This is a genomic window from Gemmatimonadaceae bacterium (genome assembly GCA_019752115.1).
In the GTDB taxonomy this organism is placed as follows: domain Bacteria; phylum Gemmatimonadota; class Gemmatimonadetes; order Gemmatimonadales; family Gemmatimonadaceae; genus Gemmatimonas.
Genome location: JAIEMN010000060.1, coordinates 1 through 11,542, shown reverse-complemented (window position 1 = coordinate 11,542; position 11,542 = coordinate 1). Strand labels below are relative to the sequence as shown.

Sequence of the window (11,542 nt, the reverse complement as noted above, 5' to 3'; positions counted from 1 at the left end):
CACACCGCCCCTGAGCCAGCAGACCAACGGAAGGAGGGGCGGAGACGCTAGGGCTTACCCCCCACATCCTGTCGCATTTTCAGTTGCCAGGACGTGTCGCGTTTTCGGTTGCCATTGACACAAGCAGCTCGTAGATCCCAAGGCGACCTCGATAGCCTGTTCCGCGACACTCCGCACAGCCAATCCCTCTCAGATAGTGGGGAGGCCACGCGCCATGCGCGATGTTCACTGCGGACATCGTGGCCGACGCGGGGCTTGCGCAGCTGGGACAATTCCGGCGCACCAAGCGTTGCGCGAGTACCGCGTCCAGTGTCGCGGCCACCAAGTAGGCAGGTACACCCAGGTCGGTTAGACGAGGAATCGCAGTGAACGCGTCAATCGTGTGGAGTGTCGACAGTACGAGGTGTCCCGTCAACGCGGCTTGCACACTCAATCCGGCAGTCTCGGCGTCCCGCATCTCTCCGACCATGATCACATCAGGATCCTGGCGAAGCACCGTGCGGAGCGCCGAAGCGATAGTCACCCCCACGCTAGAACGCACCGGCACCTGAACGACACCCGGAAGCCGATACTCAATAGGATCCTCGAGGGTAATCACCTTCTCCCGTGAGAGATCTCGTTGATTCAAGGCCGCGTACAGCGTGGTGGTCTTTCCCGATCCGGTAGGGCCCGTCACAATCGTGAGGCCGTTCGGCTTGCGAAGCTGCGCCAAAAATTCGTCTTGGAGATCGTCAGGCATCCCAAGCCGACTCAGATCCCCAGGACGCCCCGCCGACTCGAGGAGTCGTAGGACCACGCTCTCCCCGTGCATCGTCGGAAGCGTCGAGACGCGGAGATCCAAGTCCCGGTTCTCAAGGCGCACTCGAATGCGACCATCCTGAGGGACTCGGTGTTCAGCGATATCCAGGTCGCCCAGCAACTTGATGCGAGAGACCACGGCGGCGTGCAGCTGCTCCGGCGGCGCCTCCCCCGCCTCCAGTGTTCCATCAACACGAAAACGAACGGCAGCGCCTCCGAGGCCAGCTTCGATATGGATGTCGGAGGCGCGTAGCTTCAGCGCCTTGGCGATCAGGCTACTGACGAACCGAATGACCGGAGGCTGTGAGGCGATGTCGCGAAGGTCTGCAGACTCGCCTTCGATGCTCGCGCCATCGTGCTCCCAATGTGACTCGAGCGGAATACACTCGAGCACCGACCGAACCGATTCCCAAGAGAGACGCTTGACCTCCAGGCGATGCCCAATCGCCTCTGAGAGTTCGGGTTGCGAATCCTCGAGATTGGCGTCCGGCGCGGCCAGCAACCAATACAGTCCGTCCTCCGAAATGGCCGGGCAAACGCGATGCGACCAGAGGTATCCGATCGCGGCCGTTGGGGGGAGAACGGCGGTGTACATAGCGTCGGCGCACGTCGGAGCGTTGCCGTCAGCTTCGCCCGTCGACGCCATCAAAACGGTCGCCAGATTTGATCGGCTCGCGGATGTCAGGTCAACCTCCATTCGGCTCCTCCCGTACGCACATCACGTCCTGGCGAGCGTGACGCTCTGGGACCAACTCATGACCCCTTCAGTCAGGGGTTATCCCAACATTTCAGCTCCGGAGGCACACCTACTAGTCAGAACTCGGCACCAGGCTTTCCTTATACGGCCCTAGCCGCCGACGAACCCATCTTGTGTTTGCTTTCTGCGTCTCGTCCCAGTCCTCTCGACAGGATCGCGCACACCGCACCAGCTTCATAATCGGGGAGGCGCCTCGGCTCCGCACGAGTGCGTCAGTCACATCCATATTTTCAGGTCGAAACCAGCGGTGCAGCCGCCATCTGCATTCGGAGATTGCGTGGAGATTACCTCGCCATTGGCATTGTATTGCACGCACATCATCTCTTTGCGCAATCTGATTGCCGCAGGCTCCGGAGCGGTCGACGCGTGGGTGCACGCCGCGAGCCCAAGCAACGACAGAATCGCCGTCAAGGCGCGATATCGACGAACTACCCGATCGGAGCTTTCCTGCTGCTCTCGCGCGAGGTGGAGTATGCCAGCGTCGCTGGCGGCTGTGCAGGAGGCGAACCGATTGTCGCAGAGAGCGTGAAGCATGAGATCCTCATGGTGGGGGGGGTAACCCACCATCGCTCTGGCTCAGGCTCAACCGTGACTACAATTTCGGAATGATATTTCACCATTCGGCACTGCCGTTCTCGTGAATGCACAAATTCCGATTCTTTGCCGGTGATGTATCCTCTCAAAGCCGCGGCGACGCCCGTCGGGATAGCTGGACCTGAGCCAGCCTCTGGCCGATCGCGATCACACCCACGGATGTTGCAATGATCGAAACCGATAAAGTCCCGAGCCGGGAGCAACTACAGGGAGCTGGCATCTTATTGGTGGCGACACTCCGTGCGTCGCCCAAGGTGCCACGACTCCCCGCGGCCGTACGCGAGATCGTCGGTGAGATGGTCAATCAGCTGCCGCCGCAGTCCGTAGCGATTTCCGCGCGCTCTCGTTTAGGACAGTGGATCGCTGCCGCCGCAGTTCTTGAATCGCAGGCGATCTGGAAGCCTACGTGGGACTTGTTGACGCTTCTCAGAGAGCGTGCCGATCGGCCGGATCAGCAGAGCCGCGCGGTCTACGCCTTCCTCGCGGCACGCATCGGTCGTGTCGCGCGAGTCGTTGGTAACATCGATGATGCCGAGTTGTGGTACGAGGAGGCTGACGCGCTCGCGAGTCGCCTTCCCGGCTCGATGCAGTGGGTTGATGCGAAGCCTCACGCGCTGCTCGGGCTATGCGTAATCAACGTCGGACGCGGTAACTATCCTCGAGCGGCACAGTTTGCGCAGAAGGTTATCCGCGGGGCGAAATCGGACACTTACCGCATTCAGGCCTATTTGGTGTCCGCCCTAATTGCGCGCAAACAGGGTCATCCGCATACGGCCCTGGGGTTCTTGTGGCATGCCATCGACCTCCTGCCGGCCACGGACAGCCGTCGGACGGACGTATTGATCACGATGGCAGAGACGGCGGCAGACCTTGGCCAGCCTGAAGCCGCCGTCCGCGCGCGACTGGCCGCGCTGGCGCGCGCCCGCACGCCGAGACTCGCGGCCGCGGCACTTGGCGGATTGCTCACGCTATCGGCCGAGATGACCGGCGAACGGGAAGAATGGTTTGTTCGGTGCCTCGCGCAGAGTGCTTGGGGACGCGCGCTCGCAGAGCGGCTCGATCGCCCTGCATCGCGTGGACTGCTACTCAGCGCAACGAAGTCTTGGCTTGTCGATGCATCGCATTACGGATTGTCCCCCGATGACCAGATCCTCATGTATCTCGGCGCGGTTCGGCTTGCGCTGACCATATCCGAGAACGTAGTGCTCGCTGAGGCGGACTGGATCGAAGCTGCCCTTCGACAGATCGAGGAGCTAGCCAGGCGACATGCGTTCAACGAACGGCTTTTCGAGCACGACGCGCTGCGGAAGCGCCTTGACGAGCGGCGTGCAATCGCGGAGTCGGCCCGCAGGAGTGATGACGCGCGTACGGAGGCGCCGACGGCCATCGCGAGCCCCCTTGGCGAGCCGACACGGATTTTCGTGAGGAAATCGAACGTCGTTCGCCGCAGCTCCGCTGCGGCTACGCGACTGGCCTCTGAGACGTTTCGCGTGGCACTCGATCGGCGCGCGCTTCTGCGGTAGCCAACGGCAATGCCTCTCAAAATAGCTCCGCCGCTCATTGGCAGTGCCTCGACTCGGTGTCCAATTCGCTCCGCGGTTGGCCCCGCGATGCCTGACACCATCGTGGCCTTCCGCTTGACGGCCCTCGTGCAGAGTGGACTTCAAGAGTCGCTCCGCGGATCGATTCCGATTCATTACACCGCAGTGCGTTCGGAATGCGAGGTTCTGCTCCAACAGCACCGTGCCGTCGCCTTGATCATCCAAGTGCCTAGTATGCGAGCTTCTGCCGAGCTACTTGAACTGCTTGAGCTTCGAAGTCATTACCCGTTCGTGTCAGTTACGGGCATTTTCCACGATGCAGATTCTGACCTGAGTGCGGTCGCGCGCCTAGGGTCCGCTGGAATACTGGACATGATCCCGGCTGAAGCGATTCGGCAGTCGGACTTCGTTCGTTCGATCCTCTCCCGAGGGCATATTGAATCCCTCGTATCAAGAATCTGGCGCCTTTCGGAGCTCACCGTGGATGACCTCGTGGCCACGGTCCTGAGGCCGGCGGTCGGCATGGCACACAGCCCCATCTCGCTGCCGCGACTGGCGGCCGCGAAGCATATGCACGAACGGTCCCTTAGGAAGTATTGCGCCACGCACGGCTTGGCATCCCCGCAGTGGATCATCGGGTGGGCGCGCACCCTTGTCATCGCGTACTACCTGGAAGAGCACGGCCGCTCGGTTCAGAGTATTGCGACTTTGCTCGGATTCTCCTCGCCCTCGCTGCTTACTAATCATCTTCGCCGGTATACCGGGATGACCGCGCGTGAACTTCGAGAAGGAACTCCGCTCGATACTGTAGCGCGAAAGCTTGAGGAGGCGCTCATGCCGACGCGAGGGTTCGCCGACCTAACTTGAGGCCAGATCGGATGCGAAACGCTCCACCCGATTTTGGCGGGTTCGAGCGCCAGTGCGAATGCCCCGCGTTGGCGGAGCTTCTGCCAACACTTCCGGGCAAGACCTCCTCTACTTGAGAGGTCCTCAGACCTTCACACGTCGCTTGGCAAGAGAAGTTCCAATATTTTGGTGGTCCGGATCTAAACCGGCCTCGACTGCGAATTTTGAGCCGCGGATTCGCTGTGAGATCCTTCGGCTCTCGGCCGAGTGGTCGATGATAGTCGCGCTCTCGCCGCAGCATGTCCAACTCTTTGCGAGAGCGCTCGTGGCTTTCCGCTGTTGGCGGATCAATTCGCCGTTCGCTCGCGATCTGCAGATGGCCGGCCTATCCAGCGCGCGAGTCGCCTGCTCCGGATCCCTCGCCGGGTCCTCTTCGGCCTACTGGCGCCGCGCCTCAAGCCAGAGAACTAATTCCTCTGCAAGGCGGAGCCACGACCCGCCGGACGGCCAAAGGGTCAGCGCCGCCCAAGGAACCTCGCTCGCGCCGACAACCAGCGCCTCGTCCCACTCGGCCTTCAGGTCATCCGCGAATTCCAGCATCCCCGTGTCAGCCAGCACGTGCTCCACGTCGTTCGCGTCCAATCTCGGCGTCCCCAACAGCCCGACCCACACGGGCAAGAGTCGACGGGCGAGATCGGCCGTCGTTGGCTGGGCCACGAATGCGGCCCATACGCCGGGTTCCGGGTTAGGAGCAAAGGAGGAGCGGGCACTGACCCAGTCCCACAAGTCCTCCACGCCCATCAGCTTAAATCGCCGTTTGGTCGGGCGAGTTCGCGGGTGCATTCGGGCGAGGACCCCGTACAGCTCCAACCAACGCTCGGCAGGGCGAAGGGCGCGGAGGGGCACCGGGCCCCTCGCACCCGTCGCGCCGGGCGACGTCGAGGACGCCGACGTCAGATCACGACTTTGGGCGCGTTGTGTCGACCGGGAGTCATCGTGCGCTCCTCGACCTTGTCCGGCTGTATCGTGGAGCGCTTTTCGCCTAGTAAGCCGTCGTAGCGCACGCCGGAACCGACGGCGTGCGCGATCGCGAGATTGCCCGAAGAACTGACGGTCGGCCCCGGGCGGCCAGCGTTCCTCGTCCAGCCATCGGCACACCGCCTCGGCATATGCGAAACCATCGAGCGCTTCGATCACCCGATCAACGGCCGGATCGCTCATTGAGAGCTCCGGGTGTCGCGCGGTGCAATCGCGAGCGACGCCAATGGCGAGCTCCTCAAGGCGCCGGCAAACGGTATCAGTCGCGAAAGCGTGCCGGACGATCGCTGACGGGGACGGAGGACCGTCTACCAATTCGAATGTAGGTGACATGGTCGACCGTACGTCACAGTCATAGCCCAGAGCAAGAATGGGGTGATTGCGCACGATCTGCGCAGATTACCCCCATATCACTGGCGGTCTCAATCACACTTTTTTTGACGCGAGCGCCGGTTAGCACTAAGCGCTGTGCGGCTAATGCGATAGCACGTGTCGAGCGATCGAGAAAGCGACGTCGAAAACGCTTGATTTCGGTATCTTCGTGATGCGGACTGCGAAAATACCAAAGGAAGTGCGATAACTCCGTCGACTGCATCCGCCGCGGCGGCGTTGAGCACGCGCTCCAGCCGAACCATGGGCGCAGGTTGCCGGCGATGCGGCGGTCGGTCCCGGATCCCTCACCGGCTGACGGTCAGGGATCTGGGACAGCGGCGGGCCAGGTCTGCAGGGTAGCCTTGGAAAGTGCCCGGCAACCCGTGTACGATAGACTCGAACGCGACCGAAGCGGAGAAGGACCATCCCCATACGTCAGTGTATGAACTCCCCTCTAGCCGTCGGACGGTGAGGGATCCGTGTCGATTAACGCCGGTCGACGTTGGCCTCGCGAATTCAGTCTGCCTAGCGACGACGGCGCATCGACTTGCCGCAGGCATCAGCCCCGGCCAACACGATTTCGCCGTAGGCCTTCCGATCGAACATCATGAGCGGGACCGCACCCGCGTAGTGAGCCCTGCAGGCCACATCGGAATTCCCGAACTCACTCGCGACCTGTGCGAGGTTCATCCGCGCCAGCCCCTCGGAGAGCGAGTCACCGAGCTGCCGAAAGACCTCGGCAGCAGCTGTTGCATCGGCAAGTGCGCCCTTCTCGTCTGCAAACTTGGCGCGAACTTGCGAACGCTGCATGAGCAGACGCGCTTCCGCACGTCGCATACGAGATGCATTCGCCGTATCGAGAGCCACTTGGAAAGAGCGCTCCGCCTCGGATTTGTTACCTACTTGCGCGAACTCAATAGCCATCAAACCGAGCGTAAGTGCGATGTTGTACGGATCTCCGGAGAAGCGGTATATCGCCGTCTCGAGCGTATCGCGTCGGGCCGCGGCGCTCCACAGCTTCCCATTGATCAGCACGTTTGAGATGCTGCCGTACCCGCGGCTCGGTTGGAATTGTACCTCTGCCATCAATGCCCGAGCAGCCGGCAAGCCTGAGGGCTTCCCCGCAAGCAGTCGTGCACGAAACGCCATTCCCATCCCGCGGTCGACGTCGGACATCTTCAGCGGCGCTAACTGTGCATACTTTAGTGCTGAATCAGCGAGTGCCAACTCGTCGTAGAGCTGCGCCATACTGAAATACAGCACGCCGCTGTCTCGGGGGGACGACTCCAGTACCGAGTCAAGCGCCAATCGGTAATGACGAAGCGCCTCGATGGAACTACCTGCGAGTCGTCCATCAGAAATCCGGGACGCGCTGTCGGAGTGGGCCGTGAGATACTCCGAGCGTTCCGAGTAGCGCCCATCGCAGTTGAGGTAGAGATCCCGACGTTTGTCGTCGTCCTTCAGCGGAGCCGTCGTCACCGCAAAGGTGAGTTGCCCTCCACGGCACCGCTGTTCCACCACAAACCAGGTCCACAGGGAGTCGCTCGACCTGAGGACACCCGCGCCCTGTTTGAACGCGGCGAATACTCCCGAACCGTTCGCTACGATCTGTTCGACCGTTGCTCCTAAGGGGGCCTCACTGCGCAAACGAGCCGATTCGGTGGTATAACGCTGATCGTAGCTCCTTCCGGAGGCATCACGCGCCACGCCAACCCGGCGCCCTAGGCTGTCGTAAGCGACCAACCCGGCAGGCGAACTCACGCCCATTTGAATCGACGTGCGCTGGGTCCCAATCCAGAGCCGACGCCCATCCCACGCGAGGTTCGCGGCCGACGTCAGCGCCAACAGGGAGTCGGTAAACACCTTTCCGCGCCCCGCCGCGTCTATTCGCAGAATACCCCCCACCCCACCGACCCCTCCTTCTACACCGTCCGGGCTATCATCCTCGAAGCCGCCATTGAGTGAGATGAAGATCGATCGCCCCACCTCCAGCGCCCCCATGAACTCCTTCGCATGGCGTCCTGAGAAGCCATATGCCGTCAAAGGTGGAATCACGATGGGAGCTGCCGGAGCGCTCGCCGAAAGCTGAAGTGACCAGCGCTTGCAAAAGCCGATTTCAGCGGTGGTGGGTGTGCACCGGAGTACGCGTCCACTCGGCAATCGGTGCCGAGCTGTCAGCAAATCACTTCGGCGCGGTGTGTTGCCCCAAGTGGACTGCGATGCCGATGCCGTGAGTGACGGAAGGTGGACCTTCATCACCACGTTCGCTTCGTTGTGGTCACCGAACGAGAACAGCGCCGTATCGCCTCGAAACTCGACTAAACGGTGCGGTGAAACGGATTGGCTTGCCAAGCGGGCAGGCGCCACGGCGACTACGCCGGCGAGTAGCGATAGCAGCATGTTTCGAGCGACGGCGAACACAATTCGAACCTGGTCGGATATGAACACGCGATGTAAGAGCTGGGGCGAAGCAGTGCGCGCCACCCGGCGAAGTACCGCCAAGTGGCGCGTGTGGTCAGCGTGGGACCGCTGTGACAGAGACGCGGTACGTGTTGGTAGATCCGACGCGACTGAACCAGTTGCCGGATGCCGCAAATCGAATGACTCCACCCGACACGAGCGTGTAAGACGAACGAGTTTCGCTATTCTTGGCCTGATCGTTCGAAAGAATGGTCAGGTATCCATCCGGCCGACCATCGACCGTCATGGTGGTTCGCTCGGGCCACAGGAAGAATGAACCGTCGCTCTCTCCTACATCGACACGGATAGTGAAGTTCAACACCGCACCGTTGCGGAACGCTCGAGTGTCGATAAGAACGTGGTCCCAGGCCTGTCGGCCATTCCCTGCGGCCGTGAGCGTTCCATCGAAACTCGCACTTTGTGCCGAGGGCGAGAGAACTACGGTAGGATGAGTTCCGGGCTGGGTCGCGACCGGCGCGGCGATGGATGACATCTTCGCCTGTACCGACGGCGGCACCGCGCAAGCCGTTAACGAGACGAGCGCGCACAGCGAAATGACTGCGCGACGTGCAGAGACTTTGTACATCGGTTTTTTTGATAGGGTGAACGGGTCGCCACTCGACACGAGTTGTGTGCGGCGACATTAACGCCTTCACCCGAACGATCCATTTCGACTTCGTCGGGGTGCGGCGCATTGGTCGTCCGAGTCCGCTCGACAGCGGCGACCGGACACAAGTCTTCAATTAGTTCGGCAGAAACTTCACGAAGCGCCAACCGTCGTCGTAGCGCCGAAAAAGCACGCGAGAACGACGCTGCCCAGTGTCCGGCGGAAAGGGAAGCACGCCACTGTATGGCGTGCGTGAGACTCTTGCGGTGATGTCCGCTGTTGCTTCAGCGGATTCGTCGGGCTGCGAAATTCCGTCGACGGAAGCCAACGATGCACGGAGAACCCGAAAGTGCAGGTTATAGAAGCGCAACGTGGTATCGAACTTCTCACCGCGCGCCAAATCAAGCTTCGCAGTACGACGACCCCACTCCGGGAGCGCGAGGATTGAAGGATTGCCGTTGATCAAACAAAACGGCCGAAGAAAATTTCCCGCGTCTTCGACCCGCACCAAGCCCTGCTTCTCCAGCACACGGTAGACACCGATCTCACCAGTGTGAGAAAGTGCACCACATGGCAGCGAGAGCTTCTTGGGCAAGAATGCATGCTCCCATCCCTCGAACAGTGAATCGCTCGATAGCAGCCTACGGGCGGTATCGCGCGACAGCGTCTTGGAATTCGTGCCGTCGCTGCATGCGAGCGGGCAGATGATCAGGAGTATGCCCAAAGCAACTCCGAGTAAACTTCGTAGCACTGGTGTTCGACTCCGAATGCGGCCGGCGGTGAGACTACACGTCTCGACGCCGACCAAACCACACTGGTTGGGAAATCACTCGATCTTTGCCGGTACACGCAATCACGCCGATGTGCGAGCAGATGAGAGCGTACCGTAGCGGTGGAACGCATCCGGCGCATTCGCCGAACGCGGGCGGAAATTACGCGACGGAAATCAATGGGCAAGTATGCAGGCAGACCGAAAACATGAAGCCAGTCTTCATGTTTTTGAGCTTCGTCGTCGGTCGGTTGATTGCACCTTGGCGTTGTTCTTCATCGCGGCGACTGTCGTTAACGGGGACGATGCGCCTCGGATCCCTCGCCGATGCGAGGTGAGGGATCCGAGGCAACATGCGCTTACTGCCGGAACAACTGCGGGGAAAGACGTTATCAAGTGCGTCGTACGCAGGAGTGTACGTGCCCATCACGACAGCTCATCGACTGCATGCCAGGACAATCCTCGCACTCTTCGTTCGGCTGGTAGCCAGCACCGCGACGACGGCTGGGCGCCCCGAATGCGAGGAGCCACGGCAGCGACGGTCGCGGCGATTCGGTGCCCGGCGTGTCGCTCTGAGCAAAGAAATTTTTGCTCACTCTTCCTCCCGGCGGCGCTTCGTGATGTACCAGTCAGGCGTGTCATCGGCGTTATCGCGACGTGGCACGTCGCCCACCTTTGCGTTCTCGGGGATGCGCCACGCGTTTACGACCTTCTCGGCGCCAGGGATGCGCCCCGCCTTGCAGTACTCGCGAACGGTGTACGGGCTCTTCCCCCAACGACGACCGAACTCTTCCGGCGAGACCATGCGCGGCGCACCGCCGCCGTCGGTCGTGGAGACCGTCACTCCAGCACCAGCCTTCATAGCATCCTCACTGCTTCTCGTGATGTCGCGAGCCACCATGGCTGGCGATCACGCGGGCAGTGAGGACCCCCCCGAAATCATTCACAAGCCCTGATCGGCGGCCTGTCGTCGCGCTCCGTTACGGTGACCGTCACCGCGACAGCTGGGCTGGCCGATCGGCCGCCGGGTACCCGGAACATCCACTGCACCTTGGGACAGACGATGGCACCTCGCAAGCGCACCCGCCTCGGCGGCCCTGCCTTTTCGCTCTCGAAGTGTGCGACCCTCGACGAAGTCGCGTGGCATTGGGCCTGGCGCCGTGGTATCGCCATTGAGACTATCGCCGGAGCCCAACGGGAGCTCGAGCTCCGCATCCATCGGATGTCGGTGCGGGAGCGCGCGTACTTCGAGCAGTGGCGCCGAGTCGTACGGCGATGGGTGGCCATGGGGCGGACGAATCCGCGGGCAGGCCTACTCCCCCGGGGGTACTGGGTCGACTGGCTCGCCAACCGCGGTCTGTCGCAGGGCGATGTCATCGACGAGGATACGCGGGTCGAGCTCCTGGGGGAGCTCAAACACAGCGCCGCTATATATTCCACTGGAGGAATCCACATTCATCGCCAGCTTTGGCGACCTGCGACGCCGGTCGGGCTTCGCGGCTTCGCCCTCGCGCTGATCACGGAGCGCAGCGGTACCCGCGTGGACATCGTGGCGACTCGTGAGCGGCCGGCGCTCCTTGAGCGCATGCGAGAGCGGATGCGTGAGCGGCGTCAGAAGAACCCGGCCATGGTCGCGGACAACAATCGCAAGCAGCGGGATCGGGCTCGGCGAGCCAAATCGGACCTCGGTGGACACCCAAATCCGGCCACCAGTGGACACCTGAAAACCGGCCACCACAGGCGAGCTGAGGCGTAGCCCA

General features: G+C 61.8%; 10 protein-coding genes. 2 read left to right on the top strand and 8 right to left on the bottom strand.

Going from position 1 to position 11,542, the window contains the following annotated elements; genetic code table 11:
- Positions 1-79: 79 nt before the first annotated feature.
- Positions 80-1,495 (bottom strand): GspE/PulE family protein, encoded by a 1,416-nt coding sequence (locus K2R93_19975; protein ID MBY0492130.1) that lies wholly within the window; start codon positions 1,493-1,495, stop codon positions 80-82.
- Positions 1,496-1,771: 276 nt separating this feature from the next.
- Positions 1,772-2,089 carry a hypothetical protein gene (locus K2R93_19970; protein ID MBY0492129.1) on the bottom strand — a complete coding sequence of 106 codons (318 nt, stop codon included), beginning with the start codon at positions 2,087-2,089 and terminating at the stop codon, positions 1,772-1,774.
- A 227-nt stretch (positions 2,090-2,316) separates the two neighbouring features.
- Between K2R93_19970 and K2R93_19965 the strand changes: the two genes are divergently transcribed.
- Together K2R93_19965 and K2R93_19960 are read left to right on the top strand one after the other, a co-directional pair.
- A complete protein-coding gene (locus K2R93_19965; GenBank protein ID MBY0492128.1) occupies positions 2,317-3,672 on the top strand; it encodes a hypothetical protein in 1,356 nt (451 codons plus the stop codon).
- Between the two features lie 87 nt (positions 3,673-3,759).
- Positions 3,760-4,557: a helix-turn-helix domain-containing protein gene (locus K2R93_19960; GenBank protein ID MBY0492127.1), complete on the top strand. Its 798-nt coding sequence runs from the start codon at positions 3,760-3,762 to the stop codon at positions 4,555-4,557.
- A gap of 417 nt (positions 4,558-4,974) precedes the next feature.
- Here the strand turns inward: K2R93_19960 and K2R93_19955 are convergent, their stop codons facing one another.
- The 6 genes from K2R93_19955 to K2R93_19930 form a co-directional block, all read right to left on the bottom strand.
- Positions 4,975-5,337, bottom strand: coding sequence for a hypothetical protein (locus K2R93_19955; GenBank protein MBY0492126.1), 363 nt, complete (start codon positions 5,335-5,337; stop codon positions 4,975-4,977).
- Positions 5,338-6,471: 1,134 nt separating this feature from the next.
- Positions 6,472-8,367, bottom strand: coding sequence for a hypothetical protein (locus K2R93_19950; GenBank protein MBY0492125.1), 1,896 nt, complete (start codon positions 8,365-8,367; stop codon positions 6,472-6,474).
- Between the two features lie 94 nt (positions 8,368-8,461).
- Positions 8,462-9,031, bottom strand: a complete 570-nt coding sequence (locus tag K2R93_19945; protein MBY0492124.1) for a hypothetical protein — start codon at positions 9,029-9,031, stop codon at positions 8,462-8,464.
- A gap of 118 nt (positions 9,032-9,149) precedes the next feature.
- The gene (locus K2R93_19940) at positions 9,150-9,737 is read right to left on the bottom strand and encodes a hypothetical protein (GenBank protein MBY0492123.1); all 588 of its coding nucleotides are present in this window, start codon (positions 9,735-9,737) and stop codon (positions 9,150-9,152) included.
- 637 nt (positions 9,738-10,374) lie between these two features.
- Positions 10,375-10,644: a helix-turn-helix domain-containing protein gene (locus tag K2R93_19935; protein MBY0492122.1), complete on the bottom strand. Its 270-nt coding sequence runs from the start codon at positions 10,642-10,644 to the stop codon at positions 10,375-10,377.
- 450 nt (positions 10,645-11,094) lie between these two features.
- A partial coding sequence (locus K2R93_19930) for a hypothetical protein (protein ID MBY0492121.1) occupies positions 11,095-11,542 on the bottom strand: 448 nt, incomplete at its 5' end.

What these genes read in the sequence shown, in the direction of transcription:
- K2R93_19975 (MBY0492130.1), bottom strand. Translation starts at nt 1,495, where the DNA reads ATGGAGGTTGACCTGACATCCGCGAGCCGATCAAATCTGGCGACCGTT.
- K2R93_19970 (MBY0492129.1), bottom strand. Translation starts at nt 2,089, where the DNA reads ATGCTTCACGCTCTCTGCGACAATCGGTTCGCCTCCTGCACAGCCGCC.
- K2R93_19965 (MBY0492128.1), top strand. Translation starts at nt 2,317, where the DNA reads ATGATCGAAACCGATAAAGTCCCGAGCCGGGAGCAACTACAGGGAGCT.
- K2R93_19960 (MBY0492127.1), top strand. Translation starts at nt 3,760, where the DNA reads ATGCCTGACACCATCGTGGCCTTCCGCTTGACGGCCCTCGTGCAGAGT.
- K2R93_19955 (MBY0492126.1), bottom strand. Translation starts at nt 5,337, where the DNA reads ATGGGCGTGGAGGACTTGTGGGACTGGGTCAGTGCCCGCTCCTCCTTT.
- K2R93_19935 (MBY0492122.1), bottom strand. Translation starts at nt 10,644, where the DNA reads ATGAAGGCTGGTGCTGGAGTGACGGTCTCCACGACCGACGGCGGCGGT.